24 protein-coding genes are annotated in these 21,395 nt (G+C 36.8%); 10 read left to right on the top strand and 14 right to left on the bottom strand.

Annotated elements, in window-relative coordinates:
- Positions 1-75: 75 nt before the first annotated feature.
- The 7 genes from AC4QJR_RS11760 to AC4QJR_RS11730 form a co-directional block, all read right to left on the bottom strand.
- Complete coding sequence (locus tag AC4QJR_RS11760; RefSeq protein WP_496526280.1) at positions 76-1,110, bottom strand: DUF3231 family protein; 1,035 nt, start codon at positions 1,108-1,110, stop codon at positions 76-78.
- 190 nt (positions 1,111-1,300) lie between these two features.
- Positions 1,301-2,068: a TSUP family transporter gene (locus AC4QJR_RS11755; protein WP_496526664.1), complete on the bottom strand. Its 768-nt coding sequence runs from the start codon at positions 2,066-2,068 to the stop codon at positions 1,301-1,303.
- Between the two features lie 30 nt (positions 2,069-2,098).
- Entirely contained in the window at positions 2,099-2,920 is an 822-nt protein-coding gene (locus tag AC4QJR_RS11750) for a class I SAM-dependent methyltransferase (protein ID WP_496526279.1), read from the bottom strand.
- A 1-nt stretch (position 2,921) separates the two neighbouring features.
- Positions 2,922-3,359, bottom strand: coding sequence for a MarR family winged helix-turn-helix transcriptional regulator (locus AC4QJR_RS11745; protein ID WP_496526278.1), 438 nt, complete (start codon positions 3,357-3,359; stop codon positions 2,922-2,924).
- Positions 3,360-3,523: 164 nt separating this feature from the next.
- Positions 3,524-4,795 (bottom strand): NO-inducible flavohemoprotein, encoded by a 1,272-nt coding sequence (hmpA, locus tag AC4QJR_RS11740; RefSeq protein ID WP_496526663.1) that lies wholly within the window; start codon positions 4,793-4,795, stop codon positions 3,524-3,526.
- 200 nt (positions 4,796-4,995) lie between these two features.
- A complete protein-coding gene (gene htpG, locus AC4QJR_RS11735; protein WP_496526277.1) occupies positions 4,996-6,876 on the bottom strand; it encodes a molecular chaperone HtpG in 1,881 nt (626 codons plus the stop codon).
- 239 nt (positions 6,877-7,115) lie between these two features.
- The gene (locus AC4QJR_RS11730) at positions 7,116-8,123 is read right to left on the bottom strand and encodes a DUF3231 family protein (RefSeq protein WP_496526276.1); all 1,008 of its coding nucleotides are present in this window, start codon (positions 8,121-8,123) and stop codon (positions 7,116-7,118) included.
- Between the two features lie 181 nt (positions 8,124-8,304).
- Here AC4QJR_RS11730 and AC4QJR_RS11725 point away from each other — a divergent pair, with 181 nt between their 5' ends.
- The 4 genes from AC4QJR_RS11725 to AC4QJR_RS11710 all read left to right on the top strand — a co-directional run bounded on the left by AC4QJR_RS11725 (position 8,305) and on the right by AC4QJR_RS11710 (position 11,367).
- Complete coding sequence (locus AC4QJR_RS11725) at positions 8,305-8,490, top strand: hypothetical protein (RefSeq protein WP_098575418.1); 186 nt, start codon at positions 8,305-8,307, stop codon at positions 8,488-8,490.
- Positions 8,491-8,721: 231 nt separating this feature from the next.
- Positions 8,722-9,633: an MBL fold metallo-hydrolase gene (locus AC4QJR_RS11720; RefSeq protein ID WP_496526275.1), complete on the top strand. Its 912-nt coding sequence runs from the start codon at positions 8,722-8,724 to the stop codon at positions 9,631-9,633.
- A gap of 98 nt (positions 9,634-9,731) precedes the next feature.
- Entirely contained in the window at positions 9,732-10,397 is a 666-nt protein-coding gene (locus AC4QJR_RS11715) for a YhcN/YlaJ family sporulation lipoprotein (protein ID WP_496526274.1), read from the top strand.
- Between the two features lie 151 nt (positions 10,398-10,548).
- Positions 10,549-11,367 carry an SGNH/GDSL hydrolase family protein gene (locus AC4QJR_RS11710; RefSeq protein WP_496526273.1) on the top strand — a complete coding sequence of 273 codons (819 nt, stop codon included), beginning with the start codon at positions 10,549-10,551 and terminating at the stop codon, positions 11,365-11,367.
- A 46-nt stretch (positions 11,368-11,413) separates the two neighbouring features.
- Here the strand turns inward: AC4QJR_RS11710 and AC4QJR_RS11705 are convergent, their stop codons facing one another.
- The 4 genes from AC4QJR_RS11705 to AC4QJR_RS11690 all read right to left on the bottom strand — a co-directional run bounded on the left by AC4QJR_RS11705 (position 11,414) and on the right by AC4QJR_RS11690 (position 14,970).
- A complete protein-coding gene (locus tag AC4QJR_RS11705; RefSeq protein WP_496526272.1) occupies positions 11,414-12,397 on the bottom strand; it encodes a glycerophosphodiester phosphodiesterase family protein in 984 nt (327 codons plus the stop codon).
- 158 nt (positions 12,398-12,555) lie between these two features.
- On the bottom strand, positions 12,556-13,377 hold the full coding sequence (locus AC4QJR_RS11700; protein ID WP_496526271.1) for a histidinol-phosphatase: 822 nt from the start codon (positions 13,375-13,377) through the stop codon (positions 12,556-12,558).
- Positions 13,378-13,479: 102 nt separating this feature from the next.
- The gene (locus tag AC4QJR_RS11695) at positions 13,480-14,040 is read right to left on the bottom strand and encodes a DUF2062 domain-containing protein (RefSeq protein ID WP_098575413.1); all 561 of its coding nucleotides are present in this window, start codon (positions 14,038-14,040) and stop codon (positions 13,480-13,482) included.
- Between the two features lie 129 nt (positions 14,041-14,169).
- A complete protein-coding gene (locus AC4QJR_RS11690; protein WP_496526270.1) occupies positions 14,170-14,970 on the bottom strand; it encodes an HAD family hydrolase in 801 nt (266 codons plus the stop codon).
- Between the two features lie 236 nt (positions 14,971-15,206).
- Between AC4QJR_RS11690 and AC4QJR_RS11685 the strand changes: the two genes are divergently transcribed.
- Positions 15,207-16,472, top strand: a complete 1,266-nt coding sequence (locus tag AC4QJR_RS11685) for an MFS transporter (protein ID WP_496526269.1) — start codon at positions 15,207-15,209, stop codon at positions 16,470-16,472.
- A gap of 49 nt (positions 16,473-16,521) precedes the next feature.
- Here the strand turns inward: AC4QJR_RS11685 and AC4QJR_RS11680 are convergent, their stop codons facing one another.
- The gene (locus AC4QJR_RS11680) at positions 16,522-17,037 is read right to left on the bottom strand and encodes a hypothetical protein (RefSeq protein ID WP_496526268.1); all 516 of its coding nucleotides are present in this window, start codon (positions 17,035-17,037) and stop codon (positions 16,522-16,524) included.
- Positions 17,038-17,197: 160 nt separating this feature from the next.
- Here AC4QJR_RS11680 and AC4QJR_RS11675 point away from each other — a divergent pair, with 160 nt between their 5' ends.
- From AC4QJR_RS11675 to AC4QJR_RS11660, 4 genes are all read left to right on the top strand, one after another.
- Positions 17,198-18,292, top strand: a complete 1,095-nt coding sequence (locus tag AC4QJR_RS11675) for an AbrB family transcriptional regulator (protein WP_496526662.1) — start codon at positions 17,198-17,200, stop codon at positions 18,290-18,292.
- A gap of 72 nt (positions 18,293-18,364) precedes the next feature.
- Positions 18,365-19,102: a metallophosphoesterase family protein gene (locus tag AC4QJR_RS11670; protein WP_098575408.1), complete on the top strand. Its 738-nt coding sequence runs from the start codon at positions 18,365-18,367 to the stop codon at positions 19,100-19,102.
- A 183-nt stretch (positions 19,103-19,285) separates the two neighbouring features.
- Positions 19,286-19,603 (top strand): hypothetical protein, encoded by a 318-nt coding sequence (locus AC4QJR_RS11665; RefSeq protein ID WP_098575407.1) that lies wholly within the window; start codon positions 19,286-19,288, stop codon positions 19,601-19,603.
- 34 nt (positions 19,604-19,637) lie between these two features.
- A complete protein-coding gene (locus AC4QJR_RS11660; RefSeq protein ID WP_496526267.1) occupies positions 19,638-19,856 on the top strand; it encodes a hypothetical protein in 219 nt (72 codons plus the stop codon).
- A 78-nt stretch (positions 19,857-19,934) separates the two neighbouring features.
- Here AC4QJR_RS11660 and AC4QJR_RS11655 read toward each other — a convergent pair whose 3' ends face one another.
- The gene (locus AC4QJR_RS11655) at positions 19,935-20,261 is read right to left on the bottom strand and encodes an antibiotic biosynthesis monooxygenase family protein (RefSeq protein ID WP_251461514.1); all 327 of its coding nucleotides are present in this window, start codon (positions 20,259-20,261) and stop codon (positions 19,935-19,937) included.
- Between the two features lie 207 nt (positions 20,262-20,468).
- Here AC4QJR_RS11655 and AC4QJR_RS11650 point away from each other — a divergent pair, with 207 nt between their 5' ends.
- Positions 20,469-20,687 carry a hypothetical protein gene (locus AC4QJR_RS11650; RefSeq protein WP_496526266.1) on the top strand — a complete coding sequence of 73 codons (219 nt, stop codon included), beginning with the start codon at positions 20,469-20,471 and terminating at the stop codon, positions 20,685-20,687.
- Positions 20,688-20,925: 238 nt separating this feature from the next.
- Here AC4QJR_RS11650 and AC4QJR_RS11645 read toward each other — a convergent pair whose 3' ends face one another.
- Positions 20,926-21,114: a hypothetical protein gene (locus AC4QJR_RS11645; protein ID WP_496526265.1), complete on the bottom strand. Its 189-nt coding sequence runs from the start codon at positions 21,112-21,114 to the stop codon at positions 20,926-20,928.
- Positions 21,115-21,395 lie beyond the last annotated feature (281 nt).

Below are 21,395 nucleotides of genomic sequence, written 5' to 3'. Positions count from 1 at the left end.
TAAAGGAAGGCCCGAAATCATTTGGTTTCGGGCTTTTTCTTGGTATATTTTGATTTTGAATTACATCACACTCGACTAATTGGTAGCTAATTTTTCTCTTTCTGGTGCATGTGGTACTTGTTCCATCCACCCCTTCTCAATATAGATTTTTGCTGCACTTTCAACAAAAGAAGCAATTTTCGTAAACGATTTAGTATAAACGAGCCCAACATCGTGTCTACCATTTACAGCTATCGAATTTCCAAATCCCCTTATTTTCATTGAAAACATATCCATTTTATGAAATAGCATTATCTTATCGGAAAAGGGAGAAAAAGTAGATGTTGTCACTAAATCATCAAGAAAAGATGGTGCAGGCAAATTTTCATCATGTAGTTTTTGCATATAGTTTTGAATATTTGTTGTTGTAAGATCTCTTCCTTTTTCAAATAATTTCCGAATCTTTTCATCCTTTGCCACTTGGGCAAAAGCCATAATTAATGCCTTACTCGTTACATTATTTTCAATATTATCGTAAAAGTGTGCGATTTCTAATGCGTGCAAAGGTCTTACATGTCCAAAGAAACCATTTAAAAAATCCTGATGAACAAATTCCACTTTATCTGGAATTGGAATTAAAGGCGGCTTAATTATTAGACCTTTATTCATTAATATTTCTTTGATTTGGTTCATTAAATCCATAGTACAATCCATACAATATCTGAAAAATTCACTTACATCCTTTCGATAAACAAGAGGGATGGCGACGTTATAAATACTCATCCCTGCTTTCGACGCATATTTAAGATAGTGAACATAAAATTCATCTTGAAATAACCGTGGAGCCCCTAGGTTTACGTCCTCTTCAGAAAATCCCTTCGGTATAGGGAAATTCTCCTTTTTAAAAATCCCTTCAGTGTTTTTCATAAATTCTACGCTTAATTTTAAGGCATTTTCTAACAAAGTCTTAATATCACTATCCTCAACATGTTGAAGATAATAACTTAAAATGCACTTTCCCATGCTGTTTCCCATATAGGTAGCCCACAGTTTACCCATTTCTGCTGACGTTAAATTTTCATTTATATCGGTTTTATATGTGTTTAATTTAATCGGCTTAATTGTTTTCATGAAGACTCCCTTAACCTACTTTTCCTACTAGTTTTTCCTTTATTCTCAGTCATATTCTAAGATAATATTTTATATCCCTACAACAGCACAAAAAGAACCAGCGGCCAAAACGGCGGCTGGTTCTTTAATTCTTACATCCGTCACTTAAAGTCATTTCCTAGTAATCAATTCTAACTGTGTTTATTCCCTGCTATTGAAAATAATCATACGTATTTTTTGCTAACAATAAAAAGGTAACGACGATAAAAAGGGCACGGACATAGCCACTGCCGCGTTTGATTGCAAATTTCGAACCCACAATAGCTCCAGCTACTTGTGCCAGACCCATTGGTATCCCGTAGGCATAATTAACTTGTCCTAGATAAATGAACATCAACAATGCAGAAATATTACTTCCAAAGTTTAAAAACTTGGCATTTCCAGCCGCCTTTAAAAAATTAAAGCCCATCATTAAAAAGGCAAAGATTAAAAATGAACCTGTTCCAGGACCAATAAAGCCATCATAGAATCCGATGGCAAAGATGGCCAACATAAACAAGATTTGATGGTGGATGGCGAATTTTTTGTCCGTCGAAATACTGCCCCAATCCTTTTTAAAAATCGTATAAATTGCTACCACTGCGAGCATGATTAGCATCAATGGCTTTAACAACTCGGGATTCATTAAATGAACCGTCCACGCACCAATCATCGAACCAATAAATGTTAGTGGAAACAATTTATAGACCGATTTTAAATTAAGCTCTCCTGACCGATAAAACATCACTGTGCTTGTTAAGGAACCAATTGTTCCAGCAAGTTTATTGGTTGCCACGGCAGCCGCTGGCGTCAAACCGGTAAATAACAAGGCCGGCAAGGCAATCAGCCCCCCGCCGCCAACCACAGAGTCAATAAATGCAGCTAAAAAGCCAAAAACAACTAAAATAAATAATAACGATGGATCTAAATCAAATAACATATAATCAGCCTTTCTTGTTGTCACAACTAACTAATTTTCCTTTTCGAAACCCAAGTGGATAAACTTCATCAGTTTAAATAAATCAATCAACCTTACCATTACACGCGTTCCACTTTCCCACTCTTTCCTAGCAGGGATTCCTTTGAAGTACGATACAGAGGAAAGTAACTTTATGTTTGGCGACCAGCCTTCAAGCGCCTTAGGATTATTTACATAAAAATACATCTCCGCACCTTTATTCCCTGTTTTTTCCACGGTTCGATTAGAGATATTTAGCATCATTTTTGACTCTGCATCAAAGTACACCTCGCCGCCTGGAAAAAAGAGCGACATTTTCTGAAAGATTTCTTTTAATTGACTTTCCTGAAAATAATAGAAAACCCCTGCAGATATAAAAAGTATACCGTCTTCCTTATTAAAGATTACATCATCAAACCATGACACATCAAAAAATGATTTGGCGATACTGATGTTCCGAGGTGTATCCGGGATAAGAGATTGGCGGAAAGCGATGGCATCAGGTAAGTCAAGGTTGTACCAGTTTATTGTCCCATTATCTACTCTTGAAAAGGTTGTATCAAGTCCAGAACCAATGTTAACAATGGTCGCCCGAGGGTGCTTATTGATAAATTTGCGTATGGTATCTTCCATTTTCCGTGCACGAACGAGATAGCTAATCCCGCCGTATTCACCAAAAGTTTTGGCTATTTCGGTAAAATCAAAGTGGCAGCCTGCAATGATCTCTATTGCTTCTTTGTCATATAAAATTTCTGGATTCTTCTCACTTGCTGTTGCGCGTCCCCAAAGGGGTATTAGCATCGTGCCCTGAACGGATTGTAAATCTAATTTCATACTATCTTTCCTCCATTTTTTTAAGCAGGTAATTAGCTTTATGCAAAGCATATTGAAGATCCAGCTGCTCTTCACTCGTTAGCTTCGACAAATCATTCATAAAATTTTGGTGAATTTTCGTCCATTTTTCTTGCTGTGAGGCTTTTCCTTTTTCCGTTAGCTCGATAACAAACGACCTTTTATCATCTTTATTTTGACTTTTCGTAATAAATCCTTGCTCAAATAAACGCTTAACTAAGTCGGTCATTTGCTGTTTAGGTATATTCAGTCCATCGCTTATTTGTTTGATTGTCAGGGCACGTTGATTCATAAATACGAATTCTAGGATTTGGTTCTGTAAATGCGACAGGTTACTAGCTTTTTGATTTATACGCTGAAAACTGTTAAATACATTCGGAATTAACTCGATATATTCTTTACTAATTTCAGACATGATCATTGATCAACTCCTATTATAGTAATAAATTATATACCAAATTGATAAAAAAACAAATATTTTTTTGTAATTAGTACATTATTATTTACTAATATCCCGTCTTTTTTGTCCAATTCAAAAACTCCCTTCTTAATTCAGAAGAGAGTCGTAAATGGTGTTTTTTTGTCTTAAATGTCAGCGTCTAAACTTCCGAACGAACCAAAGAATTCATAATGAATTTGTTCATCCGGTATCCCCCATTGTTTTAATGATTTATTGACCACTTTCATGAAAGGCTCTGGTCCACAAAAATAAAAATCGGCATCCTTGGAAGGCACCACTTGTTGAATCCAATCAAGAGTTATATACCCTTCCTTATCAAATCTTTTCATTTCCCGATCTTCTTCTGATGGCTTTTCATAAATAACAAATGATTTAACGTTCTTATGCTCTGCTGCCAAATCATTTACATGTGTTTTAAATGCATGAAAATGACTATTTATCGCGGCATGGATAAAATAAATTTCACGATCTGGTTTTTCTTTCACTGTTGTATTTAACATACACATCATTGGGGTAAGTCCGACCCCTCCACTAATTAATATTAATGGACGTTTTGATTCTATATCTAAATAAAAGTCACCTGCAGGCGCAGTAATCGGGATAATATCCCCCTCTTTGACATGATCATGAAGATAGGATGATACCACTCCGGCCGGTATGTCCCCTTTCGAATCCTCCCGCTTTACACTGATACGATAATAGTCTAAACCGGGACTATCAGACAAACTATACTGCCTAAGATGGGTATATTTTTCATCTGGACTCTCCATTTTCACCGTTATGTATTGCCCTGGGATAAAGGTAGAAATTTGTTTTCCATCCTTTGGCTTTAAATAAAAGGACGTAATCACATCGCTCTCCTTCACTTTTTTCTCGACCGTGAAATCCCTAAATCCTGCCCAACCTCCCGGCATCGACTCTGTGGTTTGATACATTTTATTTTCCATTCGGATAAACACATCGGAGATGACACCATAGGCATCTGCCCATGCGTCCATGATTTCATTGGTAGCTGCATCGCCCAATACTTCCTTAATAGCCCCCAGAAGATTTTCCCCCACGATGGGGTAATGCTCAGGCTTTATTTGTAAGCTCCGGTGTTTCTCCCCAATACGCTCTAGAACTGGCATGATCTGACTAAAATCTTCAATATTTGCGGCAGCTCCATAAACTGCATCTGCCAATGCTTTCGGCTGATGCCCCGTAATCTGGTGTGTTTGATTAAAAATGTTTAGAAGTTCTGGATGCTCTTTAAACATTCGCTTGTAAAATTGCTTGGTAATAGCCTCACCATGCTCTTTAACTACAGGTAAAGTTGCCTTAATAACCTCAAGTTTTTTCGGATCAAGTGCTTTTACTACCTTTAGCACTTCTTGCCAAGAATTCTTTTCTTCCATTTTTGTTACAGGCATTTTTTTGGACCCCTTTCTTCTTTCAATAATAAGGTTGTCCAAGTACCTATTCACTATGAAGGTAATTTCTGTAACGGAATGATTATTATTGTTATTGGAATAAGGTTTGTTTGAACTGTATCAGCAGTGGTACAAAAAACCGCCCTCACTTTATTGTGAGGACGGCATATAAGAGTATCAATGGTTTACACCATTATTTTACATATATCATTTGTAAATTCTACTGGGTCACTGATTGGTAGTCCTTCGATCAATAGGGCTTGATTGTATAATAACTTGGTGTACAAGTCCAATTTACCTTTATCATTTTCGAAAGCCTCTTTTAAGGATTGGAAGACTTCATGGTTTTTATTGATTTCTAATACTTTGTCGGCTTTGATATTTTGATTATCAGGCATAGCTGCAAGAATTTTTTCCATTTCAATTGAAATGTCTCCTTCTGTTGCCAGGCAGACTGGGTGGGACTTCAGTCTTTTGGAGATTCTTACATCCTTCACTTTATCCGCTAAAATGTTTTTCATATAATCAAAGAGTTCTTTGCTTTCTTGCTCTTTGGATTCGGAATCATCTTTGGTATCTTCCCCTTCGATTCCTAGGTCACCACTAGAGATTGATTTGAATTCTTTCTCTTTGTAGTTCATTAACATTTTGATGGCAAATTCATCGATATCCTCAGTAAAGTAAAGGATTTCGTAGCCCTTTTCTGACACGAATTCAGCCTGTGGTAATTTCTCAATTCGATCAATTGATTCACCGGAAGCATAATAAATGTACTTTTGATCTTCAGGCATTCTTGACACATATTCATCCAGCGTAACGAGTTTCTTCTCTTTAGATGAGTAGAACATGATCAAGTCTTGTAATAATTCTTTATTGGCACCAAAGTCGCTATAGACTCCGTACTTTAATTGACGACCGAACGATTGATAAAATTCTTCGTATTTTTCTCTTTCTTTTCTTTGCAGGCTTAGTAATTCGCTCTTGATATTCTTATTAATATTTTTCGCAATCAGCTTCAACTGGCGGTCATGCTGGAGCATTTCCCTTGAAATGTTAAGCGATAAATCCTCGGAGTCCACCATCCCTTTGACAAAACTAAAATGGTCAGGCAGCAAGTCTGCGCATTTATCCATGATCAGAACGCCATTTGAATAGAGTTCTAGGCCCTTTTCAAACTCTTTCGAATAGAAGTCGAAAGGCGTTTTTTCAGGGATGTAAAGAATAGCATTGTACCGGATGGACCCTTCTACGCTGATATGGATATGTTTGATCGGTTTATCAAAACCATAGCGTTTTTCCGCATAGAAGTTCTCGTAATCCTCATCAGTTAACTCACTTTTATTCTTTTTCCAAATTGGAACCATACTGTTGATGATTTGTTCTTCTTGATATTCCTCGTATTCGGACTCACTGCCATCCTTAAGTTTTCTGCTAGTAACATCCATTTTAATCGGATAACGAATGAAATCAGAGTATTTCTTAATGATAGATTTTAAGCGATATTCCTGTAGATACTCATCATAGTTTTCATCTTCGGTATTTTCTTTAATCTTTAAAATAATTTCTGTACCGACGGAATCTTTTTCAACCGGTTCTATTGTATAGCCATCGGCACCTGTGGATTCCCATTTATAGGCCTCATCACTGCCTAATGCCTTACTAATAACGGTAACAACATCAGCTACCATGAATGCAGCATAAAAACCCACCCCGAATTGACCAATTATGTCATAGCCATCTTTAATTTCATTTTCCTTTTTAAAGGCTAGGGAGCCACTTTTGGCAATTGTTCCAAGGTTCGTTTCCAAGTCTTCCTTTGACATTCCAATCCCAGTGTCTAGAATCTTCAATGTTCGGTTCTCTTGGTCTGGAATCAATTTAATAAAATAGTTATCTTTGTCGAAACGTAAAGAATCGTCAGTTAAAGCCTTGTAATAGATTTTATCAATCGCATCACTTGCATTGGATAGTAACTCTCTTAAAAATACCTCTTTGTGTGTATAGATGGAGTTAATCATCATTTCTAGTAATCGTTTCGATTCTGCTTGAAATTGTTTCTTCGACATAGAAAAATCCCCTTTCCACTTTAAAATGCGATTATGTAATCACTGATTTAGGCGTAAATCAGAACTATTAGCACTCTAACTTACCGAGTGCTAATTCCATATATTTAATATCATATTTTTCGTTAATCTGTCAATATGTTGGTTTTTTTCAACCTTAAGAAAATAACAACAGCCGCATAAAAAAGAAGGATTATTTTAGCTAAAGCTAAAATAACCCTCCATTCACATTGTTTTTGTGATTATTTATTTTGGTTTCTGATAGCTTCTCTATCTATCGATTGAGGCGGTTTTTCAAACCATCCATGATCAATCATAATTTTTGCCCCATTCTCCGCATAAGCACCAACCTGTAGAAGGTATTTTTCATACATTAAGGCTAAATCTTTCCGAAGTGAGGCAGCAATGGCAAGGCCAAAATCTCCAAGACCAATAGCACTCTGTGTATTCGTATGAAATAACATTAGTTTATCTGAAAAAGGAGCTTCCGTGCTAGCTGTTATCGTAGAATCCCATGTGGAAGGATAGGAATTGTCGTCCTCTTTTAATTTAATCATAAAATCTTCCACCATTTTCTTTCCTAAATCATACCCTTCTTTAAAATAGTCACTTAATTTTTTCGACTGAGCTACTTGGCTAAATCCTAAAAGCATCGTTTTAGCTACGTTTGATACCTCAATGTTAACCCCGCAATGGGCAATTTCCATGGCAAGCAGTGGACGCCGGTGCCCGAGTAAACCTCCAAGAAAAGATTTATCCGTAATATATTCTACCTTATCTGGATAGGAAATATATGGAGACCGAATAAATACCCCTTTTTCCTGCATCATTTTTGTATTTCTGTCATAAAGGGTTTCCGTTTGGTCATAAAATCTTTTGAATAAGTAACGCACATCTTCTCTAGAGGAAATGGATTTAGCTAAGCTATATGTATTCAATCCAGTCCTTCCCATATGGTGCAAGTAACGCATATACGTTACATCAGAAAATAGTTTTTTTGCCTGTAAATTCACATCCTGTTTTCCAAATCCATTTGGTAGAGGAATACCTTCTTTTGTAAATAACTCTGATATTAGATGGAGATGGTCATGAGCAGATTCCAGAGCGAATTCAATAACAGGGTTAATATCCTGATCTTCGGTCGTTTGTAAAAAATGACTTAAAATACAAATCGCCATTGAATCACCAACATATGTACTCCATAACATTGAAATTTCAGCCGATGTTATCTTGGGGTTATGGTGCTCCATTGATTTTCAACTCCATCAAAGAATTCTATAGATTTAAATACTGTTTTCTTTTAATGTTAACCTTTTCGGCATAAATATAATTGTAAATACAAATTTTATATTTTATTCTTTCACATAATTGACATATTTGTAACGATATTGACATATATTTTATCAATCGCATAGGAAGGAGGGTGAACCAATGGATAATCGAATTTTATTATTTTTTGTTTCGATTTTGTCTGGTTTTGCACTTATTAGAGTTCCTTTAGCCGATTCATTTCTTGAAAGCATTTCCCCGGTTACTGATATCATTGGCATACTGACCGTTCTTGTCTTCTCACTCGTCTTAATTTACAAGGGCGTAAAAGGTTTATTTAGTAAGTAAAGATATGATGGAAAGCACTCTAATGGGTGCTTTTCTTTTTTTGCCTTTCAATCCCTACTTTCGACGTATATTCTGATCATTTCCTTCATCACCAAGGGACATTTAGAGGTATTATTTACTTGGCACTGTAAAATGATTCTAGTTAGGTGCTGACTGTTTTCTTAGGTTGTTTACCGTGAATCATGATATTCTGTACTAAACATAAAAGGTGGAAAATCAAGGAGACGAATCATGAAGATATATTCGAATTTGGATAATGTGACCAGTTACAAATCGTTTAAAGAGCTGCGGAAATGGCAAAGAGAACGGAAAAAGAAAGTGAAAGATTTAACAATTAACATTGAACAATATCCTTTAAAAATGGTACGTGAAATAAAGGAAAATAAAAGTAGGACATCTTATACATGGGTGGGCCACTCCACTTTTTTGATCCAACTAAATGGAATCAATATTCTTACCGATCCTGTTTGGGCAAAAAGGATGGGGTTAGAAAAAAGATTAACCGAACCTGGCATCTCGTTAGCAGATCTCCCAGAAATTGATGTGGTCGTTATTTCTCATGGCCATTATGACCATTTGGATTTCCCTACCTTGAAAAAATTAAAAGGAAATCCCCAATACTTGGTCCCTGCTGGTCTTAAGTCTCTTTTCAACAGAAAAGGCTATTCGGATGTGACGGAATTGAATTGGTGGGAAAATTTAGAATATGGCGGGATAACGTTTCATTTTGTTCCTGCGCAACATTGGACAAGAAGATCTCTTACTGATATGAATACCTCTCATTGGGGAGGCTGGATATTTAAATCCCCTCAAGAAACGCTCTACTTTGTCGGGGATACAGGATATTTTAGTGGATTTAAACAAATAGCCGAGCGTTTTACTTCTATTGATACAGTGTTTATGCCTATAGGTGCTTTTGAACCAGAATGGTTCATGGCCCCTGCACATATCTCACCAGAAGATAGTGTGAAGGCCTTCATTGAATTAAAAGCAAAATCCTTCGTTCCTATGCATTATGGTACGTATCGGTTAGCTGATGACACTGGACCAGAAGCCTTAGAGCGTCTGCTCCGTGAATGGGAAAAACAGCAGCTTCCCCAGGAACAGTTAAAAGTACTGCTACTTGGGGAAACAGTCATTTGATCTGTTTCCACTCAAAATTTCCCTGCATTTCCCCTCGAATACATTCACTTAAACAGGTCACGATAAGTTTGTAAGACTTTTTTAAGGGAGTGACTTTTGTGGTGAGAAAAAGCTGGATGACTTTTGTTTTAGCAACGACCCTATTGGGTTTAACAGGCTGTGCAAATGACAATGATAATGCGGCCAATAATAATACCAACGATTTAGGTGTCAATAATGTTAGAAACAATGCTATTAATGGTGTGAATGTAAGGAATGTTGCTAACCAAAATTTACGTGTTTCGGCCCGTGCGACTCGAAACGTGGAGAGCTTAAATGAAGTTGATCAAGCAAATGTGATCATTCGCAACAATGATGCATATGTAGCGGTTCGATTAAAGGGGACTCAAAATGGGACTCGTGCACGTGGCGGCACAACGGGTACTGGTCCAAATATGAATGCCACTTATGGAAATGGCTATAATTCAGGTACGACAGGTACCAATGGCTCTGCCAATTTGCATGCTACAACAGGTAATATCAACAACGCTAATATTACTGGAACCACAGGAACAAGAACAAATGCACGCGGAATCAATACACTAGATCAAAAAATCAAAAACCAAGTTCGTGCAGCTGACCGCAGTATCGACAATGTTTACATTTCTTATGATACCGATACTTTCGGTCAAATGACGAACTATTCGAATGATATTCGGACTGGAACAAACAGAAACGACCTTTGGGACGACTTTTCAAATTTCGTAAACAGGATGTTTAGATAATTTGATGTGATTGGTCATCATCACCTGGATGATGACCTTTTTCTTTGGTTTTCAAAAGAGATTTGACATTATCCTCCTTTTTATTGGAAATCACATTCTACTTTCTTCACTTGATATTCTGATATAATAGAATATTCAAGGAGTGGATGGTATGAAACTAGTAAAATATCTTTTTGTTTGTATATTGCTCATTGGACTTAGTATTTCTGCGTGGATTTATTATCCGCAGTATCAAATACATCAGATGAAAAAACATTCGGTTGTGGTGAGCAAAAGCTCTAACCAAACCTCCTATCTTAATTATTATCGTAATGCAAAAATGGATCAAATTCATCATTTGGCCATTGGCGATTCTATCGTTCGCGGAGTCGGTGCACCAAAGGAGAAGAATTTTGTCAGTCTATTTTCTAGCAAATTGGCTGCACAAACTTCCAAAAGAATTGTCACACAAAACGAAGGAATCAATGGAATTACCAGTAGTGAATTAAACAGCCTGGTTCAGGAAGGTCGATTTGATGAATCGATCAAGCAGTCTGATATTGTCACGATTAATGTAGGCGGCAATGATATTCTACAACTGGCAAAGGGGCAAAATTTTCGTTCGGTGATTCAAGGCTACGACCAATTAAAGACCAATTTCTCGAAAAATCTAACAGACATTACGGCGAAAATAACCATGCTTAACCCAAACGCGACGATTATTTTTTTAGAATTATACAATCCATTATCACCTGATGACCAATTGTATCCATTGGCAGATAAAATGCTCCCGAAGTGGAATATTAATATATATGAAGCTGCAAACAAAGTCCCCGGGTCAATCGTCATCGAGACAACGAAGGTCATAAATGGGGCACATCTGCAGAATCTTTCTCCTGATGGTGTCCATCCAAACCTGGCTGGGTATACCGCCATTTCAGAGCAAATGATGGATCAATTTAAACATCAATATAGAAATAGTTCAGTATAAAACCGAAGGAAGACTCATTTCCTTCGGTTTATTGTGTTAACATAGACTATTGCCCTGCCCCTTTAACTAACGGGGCAATTCTATCAATCCGATTCGTCCATATGCCTCCAGTAAAGTGATCTGGAAGTCGTTTAAGATCTTCCGCTGAATCAAATCCTTCAGACCACCCTCCATCACCTGCTACCACTATGACTCTGGTATTTACTTCATCCATCCGATTTAAGAATTTATTCGGCCAGCCCCATAAAAGTGGTGCATATTTTTCAGGAACATGTAATTGTGTGTTCTTACACGCTGATGGGATATAACCTGTCCATCCCACTCCTAAATATGGGATCAAACAGCTTTTTAGTGTAGCCATAGACATCACTCGTAGATCTGGAAGCTCTTGTTTTAATGCAGCAATTGGTTGATCATCACCGTACACAGTAAGCTGATCAAGACGTTTATCCGCTAGTTTCGATAGAAATCCAGCAAGCATCGACCCCTCTTTTGAATCCGCATTTTTAATATGTATCAGAAAGGGTTGATCAGGGAATTGGGTCATCACTTCGTCAAGTGAAGGCATTAAGCCCACACCTTTTCCCCGGAACGGAAAAGTCTTACCATTATCAGCTGTATATCCGTAACCAATATCTAGCTTTTTTAATTCTGCCATCGTGTAGTCTTTGGTAGACCCTTTCACATTTGTGCGGCACTCAAGGGTTCCGTCATGGAACACGGCAAATTGACCATCTTTTGTTGGTTTTATATCTAATTCGACTAGATCAGCACCGTCATCAAAGGCAGCCTTCATCGAGGAAAGCGTGTTTTCTATGTAGGGATGCTCTGGTTTATAAATGCGCTCCGCTGTACATGTATCCCACTCGATCCCTTTCATAGTGAAAGTTTGGCCAAGCCCGCGATGTGCCAGCAAGAATGGCTCACCCTTACGATCCTTCGTTAATAAAGAGCTATTATTAAAGAACATAAATACAATTAATAAAATCAAAAATAGTCCGAGTCTTTTTAATCGTTTTTTGAATTTCATTTTTTTCCTCCATTGTAAACATTAAGGTTCCCCCCTTATTCATCATAATGGAAAGCAAAATTCTAGACAATTTTGAGCAACAAAAAAACACCCGCCACAATTCATTTTTCTAAATGAATGTGAAGGGCGTTTTATTGAATAAATCGACGACCGGCCGTCTAAATCCTGACAATCATTCTCTCTTTGTTTTTAAAATAAACCCATTCCTTGAACCCAATTTCCTTGAGACGCTGCTGAACTAGATCAAAATCGTCCCCAATTCGATGCGGATCATGGGCATCGGATCCAAAGGTTACTTTCACACCATAGTGCAGAGCCATTTCGAGAATATCGTCCGACGGATACCAGCCGCCAACGTCCTTGGTTTTTCCAGAGGTGTTGATTTCAATTGCAATATCATTTTCTCCAATCACTTTTAGGGTATGTTCAACCGCAGCTGTCTGAATTGAAGAAAAAGCAGGATAAAATCCTTTCATGGCATCAATATGGCCGAGGATTTGAAACAGACCACTTCGTGCGGATTGCTCAATCAGCGAGTAGTAATTTTCTTTCGACTGGATCCTTTCTTTTTCTGTTAAGCCGTTCCATCGCTTTTTATTAAAAATACTTACTCCGTCCACATAGTGAACAGATCCAATGATGTAGTCAAAAGGATACGGCTCAAAACAGGAGCGGTAAATCTCAACGGACTCAGGAAAGAAATCAGACTCTACCCCAAGCAGCACGTCGATTTTCTCTCTATACATTTGTTTCAATTGAAGGACTTCATTAATATATTCGGGAAATGCGCTTTTTGCCATGGCGATGTTGGGATGGAGTTGATCCTCCTCACTGCTGAAGTATGGAGAATGATCAGCAATACCGATCACATTTAATCCTCTTTCAATGGCGGCTTCGATATAATCTTGTATTTTTCCGCGTGCATGACCGCACCGCTCATGATGGGTATGTAAATCAAATTTCGAATGTAAAATTTCCACAATTTTCACCTCAACTATTAATATGTACATTCTCCAGAAAAGATTAGTCCAAATTAAAAAAGAAAACCCCTCCCATTGAAGACGTTTTCCTAGCAACACTACTTAAATATAGTTCTGATTGATTGAATTAAGAGGAACTTCCCGTTTATCTCTTCTTCTTTTTTGCCTTTTGGCTTTTTCCTTTTCATAAAAATGATACACAATAAAATAAGAACAAATACCAAGAATTAACCCAAATATGGACATTCCTATTAACGTATGAATTCCTCCATGAAGGATACTTACAAGCGTATGAAAATCGCCATGGATTAATTTTTTAAACGAAAACGAGGAATGGTTCCCGAAATGAACCTTCATTGGAAATAGAAATTTCCCTAATGTTTTTGCAAAAGGTAATAGAATAACCGGGAGCAGTGTTAATTTTCCGATCACATTTCCAATAATCGATGCAGGTAATGAACCTTTCGCTAAACGGACAATTGGAACAAATAATATATAGATAAGTGATCCTGTTGACAGAACCAACATTTCTAAGCCAAGGCCAAGTGCAAATCCTAAGGATACTTTTTTGGCTCCACCAGGAGACCTGAGCAGTTTAATTATATTTAACTTAAAAGCACGTCCAAAACGTTGAAAAAAATTATACTTTTGTTTAATGCTCATGTAGGTATCTCCTTACTAAGATAGATAAGTTTATTATACTCTAAATCAGCCATAACTACTATTCTAACAAATTAACTTTTTAATCAAATAAAGAGTGGCTCCCGAAAGGAAACCACTCTACCTCAATGTTTAGGCTTGAACCTCTTTATTTAAATAAATTGACAGTATTTCTTTGACAGAATTCCTTCCCCTATTTAATGCAGTATTATATGCTTGTTCTCTGATAAACTCCGGCAAATGTACAAGTGATTTTAATTGAGCGTAAGTCCCGCTTGGTTCGATTTCGATATCGATAATATTATAGCTCCACTCGATTTCAGCAGGAATATGGATCGCATTGATTCCCAGTTCAAGCGCCGGTTTGATGTCCGTTTTGAGTGAATTTCCAATCATCCAAGTACACTTTTTATCTGTGTTGATATTATTTAGAATCTGCTGCAGTACATCGGTGTTTTTATGTTCAAAAATAAAGATTCTGTCCTCAAAGTAATCCGTTAACCTCAATTGAGTAATCTTTCTCCTTTGGTTTGCTTCATCCCCTCCTGTAAATAATAACAATTGATGTCCGTCAGCTTGTAAGGTATCCAGGATTTCATACATATATGGAAACGGTTTTACCTTTCGTTGAAAAACACTTTGACCAATTTTTTGAATTTGATTAATTTCAGCTCCCTTCAGTCTTCTTCCAAATCTTAGGCAAAAATACCGATAGGTTGCCACTAAGGATTGCGTATATAAGGATGAATGCAGGCCGTTTTTTTCCACGCCTTTTATGTCAATTTCAGATTGCTTTTCGAGAATTTCTTGCTTTGATACCGATGTAAACCATTTCTTCATCACATTTGCAAATCTGTTTCTCGATTCTACAAAATATTTATTGCAATGAATTAAGGTGTCATCTAAATCCAATATTAAGGTTTGTTGATTCATGAACCAATTCCCCCTTTAATAATGGTGTAAACTAAGTATATGAGTTTACATCATTTTCATGATAAAATGAGCCTTTCCTAATTAAAGTTAGTGCGTTAGTATTGTAGGACTTTTTTACTACCAAATTAATAATATCAATATAATAGTAGCACTAAACAAAGTCAGTACCTTAAAAGACAAAAATCCAAATTTATGTAGTATAATAAAAAAATTATAGCTAACAGGAGTAGAGATCATTGGAAAAACAAAATAGCAAGTATCGATGGGTCGTTTTTGTGTCAATCTTATTAACGTATTTATTAATTGTGAGTCAACGAACGGCTCCTGGATTGATTTCCGACCAATTAATGAAAGATTTTAACATAACCGCTTCTACGATTGGATTATTGGCAAGTATTCAATTCTTTGCGTATGCTGGCTTACAAATTCCGGTAGGGATCTTGTCCGATCGATTTGGTCCAAATTTCTTTCTAGTGATTGGGGCACTGCTTACAGGGATAGGTACATTAATTTATAGTACGGCCTCACATGAAGTCGTATTTCTTTTGGCTAGATTTTTGGTAGGTATGGGTGATGCGGCGATATGGGTTAATTTAGTTTTAATCCTCAGTCAATGGTTTAAAGTAAGAGAATTTGTAGGATTACTGGGTGTCGCGGGAATGGCTGGAAGTTTTGGCTTTTTGTTAGCGACCGTGCCCCTTTCGTCATGGATAACGATATCCGGATGGCGCGTACCTTTTTTAACAGCAGGAATAATGTTGGTTCTTTGCAGCGTTCTTCTATATATCGTGCTTATTAAAAAACCTAAGAAAATGACGTGGAAAAGTACTGCTAGTAATAAGCCTAAGAAACCTCGTGAAAAAACACTGGTTTTATTACGCCGCATTTTTACCACCCGTCAGGCATGGGCCGCCTTCTTTTGTCACTTTGGTGCTGTTGGTACGTATGTAGGATTTATTGGTTCGTGGGCTGTCCCTTATGGGATGCATGTTTATGGGTTGTCTCGTTCAGATTCAAGTCAGCTGATTATGATCGGTCTCATCGGAGCAATTATTGGTGCTCCGTTAACTGGCTGGATTTCTAGCCGCTTAGACTCCATTAAACGAATCTATGTTGTTGTTCACTGTATTATTGCTTTATCCTGGGTGTCATTTTTAATCATGAACGGAAAGCCGCCCCTCCTGATGCTTACGATTATTTTCTTTGTTATTGGATATGGAAACGGGGCTAGTGCCTTAACCTTTGCGATTGTCAGAAAATCTTTTGATATCAAAGAGGTCGGAGTGGTTTCTGGTTTTGCCAATATGGGTGGATTTTTAAGCGCAGTTCTATTACCAAGTATTTTCGGGAAAGTATTAGACCATTTCCATTCATCTGCAATCAGTGTAGGCTACCATTATGGTTTTATCATCCCTGCACTTTTCTCCCTTCTAGGGTTATTGGGTGGATTAATTATCATTGAAAAACGAAAAGAAGTCGTTCACCAGACACAATTAAATTAACGAACGAAAAAACTAGGAAACAGTACGTAATTTTCCTAGTTTTTTTCATTCATTCAATTGAATAATTCATAACCCATTCGGTGTTTGGCAAGTAGTTTATTAGGAAATGGCGGCCTTCCACACTGTTTTTGATTGGGTAACGTGGATTTGGAGCAATGCTTAGTCGTTTATTATTGATGATAACCGTAATCGTTCCTTCTATTTGACCTTTGGATGTAGCTTTCTCATAAACAATTTTGGAAGGAATCCCTTCTATTTTTGCGTAATTTTTTTTAATGTATGCTGGTGAATCCGCCCAAAAAGAAGAAGCACTATATAAGGCAACGGCACCAAGTCCAAGAATACCTAAACGATAAATCCAAACAACTGATGAACCAATAATGGGTAATTTTTGCACCCTGTTAAAACCTTTCCAGTCGTTTTTTATTTTTAAACTATATAAAATGAAGGATAAACCCGCGCCTGTTAAACCAATCGTGACAAACGGGAAGATATTCGTATAGATTCCTAGTGGGACGAATAAGAAGAAGGTAATACCGAGTCCAAATATAACTGGTGCTTTCATATATTCCTCTCCTTTTAAGAATATATTGGATAACTTCTCCATTATTATGTGTAGATTAACCCTAAATTACTTAAGTTTAGATAAAATTTCCACATCATGATAAAATTATTTTTGGGACGTAACAAGTAAACATTTTATTTAGACAGAAGGGTCTTCTTTGATGAAATTTACTATTGACGATAAAAGGCTTCGTTTTTGTGTAACATTGGTAACCGCATTAATTGGAGGGGGTTTATTTTCCAGCATCCATTCACCGATTCCATGGCTGCTTGGACCAATGACCGCATTATTAATTGGCTCTCGGTTCGGAAAAGTTCAGTTTTACTGGCCAAGGATGATTCGAGATACCGGCTTAGTTATAGTTGGATATTCCATCGGTCTCTCGTTTTCAAAAGAAGCACTGCTGGAAATTGTGGCAAAACTGCCTTCTATGTTGCTGATGACGGTATTGCTCGTTTGTTGTTGTGCTGGAATCGCTTTTGTCGTATCCAAACTGTCTGGAGTCGATTATCCGACTGTCTTGATTGGCAGTATTCCTGGCGGGCTTTCTCAAATGATAATATTTGCAGAAGAATTAAAAGGAATTAACATTACAACCGTGACGTTTCTCCAAGTTGCTCGATTGATAATGATAATTTTCTTTGTTCCCTTTCTTATCTTTGGACCGCTGTTTAATAATACTTCCAACACAGTTCCTAACATAGTTACTGGTGGTGCTGTCTCCACTGGGCCCTTTTTTCCAACCATTATTTGGTTTGGGTTGATTTGTGTGGTTTGTGCATTTCTTGCTAGAAAACTTCACTTTCCTACGCCGTATTTATTAGGGCCAATAATAGGAACAGCCATCTTTAATTTAATTGGGGCACATGGGCCATCGTTACCCCCATCCTTGCTGGATGCCTCCCAATTATTTATTGGAGCTTACATTGGGCTATTATTAAAACCCGAGAAACTCGAACATAAAACAAAAATTATTTCGCTTGCACTCATAAGTGGGATGGTTATGATTCTTGTCTCTATTGGGTTAAGTATGCTGCTCGTTAGTTTTTATCATATTAGCCATGCCACTAGTTTTTTAGCCCTAGCACCTGGGGGCATGGATCAGATGGGAATTCTCGCGCATGTCATCCATGCCGATTTATCCATGGTGACGGGCTATCAAATCTTTCGCCTCCTTTTTATTTACTTTGTCGTTCCTCCCATTCTTAGGTGGATTTTTAAAGTCGGGATGGGAAAGACCGTAAATACTCCTTAGATACATGGTTTCAATTATTTGTATTTTTTTGGATACAAGTAGTTAAACTATATGAAAAACGGAGATAAAAAAATGGAACATAAAATAGCCATCATTACAGATATTCATGGGAATTATTCAGCCTTAAAAGCGGTTTTGGATGATATTGATAAGGATCAAACGACGGAACATATTTATTGTTTAGGGGATTTGATTGGGATTGGGTATGAGACAAACGAGGTTCTTCGGCTCTTGACTTCACGTACTGATATTTCATTTGTCATGGGAAACCACGATGAAGCGATTCTGGATATCATTGCTGGTAGAGAACCCTATAGCAGAGGGAAAGAGAAGGTCCATCATAAATGGATTGCTGCTCACATTGACAAGGAGTTTATTCCGTTTTTAGATGAGATTCCTGTGACTTTAGATGCAGTATACAATGATAAGAGATTGTTTTTTGTTCATTACCATTTAAGTGACCAACAGGTGTTTATCCCCTTAGATAAAGAACCAACCGAAGCAAAGCTTGATGAACATTACCGTACATCTACTGCCGATATCGTTTGTTTTGGACACCATCACGTGATCCACCACTTTAAATCCAATGGCCGACTATATCTCAATCCAAGCTCGTTGGGCTGCAATTATCAGCCATTAGCAGCCTATGCTGTGCTTACAATTGGTAATCAAGGAGAAGTTTCCGTTGCTTTTAGAGAAGTACCTTATGACAATAAAGAGTTCTTACTGGGTTATAAAAGACTGAATGTCCCAGATGGGGATTATATTTTGAAGGGTTTTTTTGGGGATCAGCATTTGAAATATATGTAAAAAAGGTAAAATAAGCTTCTGCCTAGTGCTGAAGCTTATTACTTTTCAGTGACCTGTCTTATTCTCACTAATTACATTTCGTTCGGGCTTGAATTTCGAAATAGGTCTAAAGACCCAAGGAAAATAGGAGGATTTACTTTCCCAGCTTATCTCTTAAAATACATAGAAGGAGGTTGAGATTCAATGTTTAAAAGAGTAATCATCCTTTTGGTGCTCTCATCAATATTATTAGCTTTAGTATTAGTAAGAAATCATACTTCAGCTCCTGTTAATGATTCAATATCTAATAACCAAGTTTCATCTAAATACACTACAGTAGAATATAAGATTACTAAAATTAAAGGGAATCAATATTATGGAAAAAGTGAGGACGGAACAGATATAATTTTTTCTTCTAAGAACATCCTTTCAGGTGAAAAGATACAAATTCATGAGGTCGTTATATGTTATTTCGATAAGAATAATTTAGGCAACGGGTTAGTCAAAGTCGAAAAGAAATAATATCTACATATTAATTAGAGAAAGGGTAATTAGTTTGAAAGAATATACAGTATGTTATACATTTGATCACGAGATAATTATTGAAAAATTGATTAAAGAATCTAATGTCAAAAAAGAAGATGTTGAACAAGAAGTCGTTGAAAAGCTGAATCAAAACAAATACCATATCGTAAAGAATGTCCAAGGCACGTTTAAGATTGATTCATCTTTAGTACGTTTTGTAAGGATTATAGATGTGAAGATATTGGTCTAATAAAACACTAAGTTTCACCTGCCTCGATGGCAGATGAAACTTATTAAATTAACTTTAACTCATTTACATAAATGAAATTTACATTTCGAAAAAGCTATGTCTCTCAACACAGCATACTCTGAGAGAAAAGTTTTTATACCATTCCCTTCTTCCTTTTCCTTGTGCGACCTTATGGGCAGCATTTTCCTTCCATTCTTTGATGGATTCTAAGGTATCCCAATAGGAAACCGTAATTCCTAACTGCTCATCCCTCGCACTCTCTACACCTAGGAATCCTTTTTGCTGTGAAGCTAACTCTACCATTTTGTCCGCCATTCTTCCATACCCCCTATCCCCTTCTGTTCGCTGTGAAGCAAAAATAACGGCGTAGTATGGTGGTTCTGGTGTATTTGCAATCCCACTCATATAAATTCCCCAATCTGTTTAATATTTACCTAAATTCATAGTTATCGTACTGTCTATTTAAAGATGCATGTTGATTTTCCTTATTCGACCCAAACAGGTACACGTTTCAAATATTTTTTATTTTGTAATGTGCTCATCATCTAACTCATATATTTTATATGAGCATTTTTTATGAATCACATACCAAAAGAAATAGGTGAGACCAACATGTACGCTGTTCATTTTATTGAAAACAATAATGTTTTATTAACTCAGCTGCTTCAACGTGTTCCAACCGAAGGTGAAGAGTTAAAAATTAAAGGGCGGAAAGCAACGGTATCCAGTGTTAAAAATGTAGATGAACTACATGTTCATGTTCAAGTTACCTTAGAGGTCGTTAAAAAAAGTAAATTTGTAGTCGATAATTCCAAAAAGAAAAAACGATAAAGATGAATATAGAACGTACATGTTAGATTTAATATCTAATATGTGCGTTCTTTTTATGAACACATATTCTTAGTATGGTCAGCCGTGTTTTATATCACACAAGCTGTAATATTCGGAAATCCTGCCTAAATTCATTAGAAATATACCCTTAAAAAAATGCTTTGCATAAGCTATATAGAATTTATTATAAAGTAGGTGAAATGAATGACTCACGGTCATGGTCAATCACAATCTCAGTTTATGCCTTGGGAGCAGTGGCATCACCAACATCCTCATGGAACTTGGCAACAATGGCACCAACAACATCCATATATGCCTTGGCAACAGTGGCATCACCAATATCCTCATGGTACACACCATCAATGGCACCAACAACATCCTTGGGTACCTTGGCAGCAGTGGCATCATCAACATCCACATGGTACATGGCAGCAATGGCACCAAATGTACCCGCATCGAGAAAAGTAATAAAGGACCGAATCCTTGGAGAGGTGAACTGATCACCTCTTTTTTATTTGATTGTGTAAGAATTTGTTTCTAAAAGGTAATCGCGCTAAAAAAATCGATTAGTTGATAGATTATTAAATACCCCCTCTACTATCCAAATTATAACATTAATCATCAAATATAATGCCCAAATAAGCAATCCTCAATAGTAAAATTTTTTTTAAAATTCAAATAAATAGTAGTAAAATCAATTATTGTGTT

Source organism: Neobacillus sp. BP17, assembly GCF_059579525.1.
This window is presented reverse-complemented; position numbering and strand designations above follow the sequence as displayed.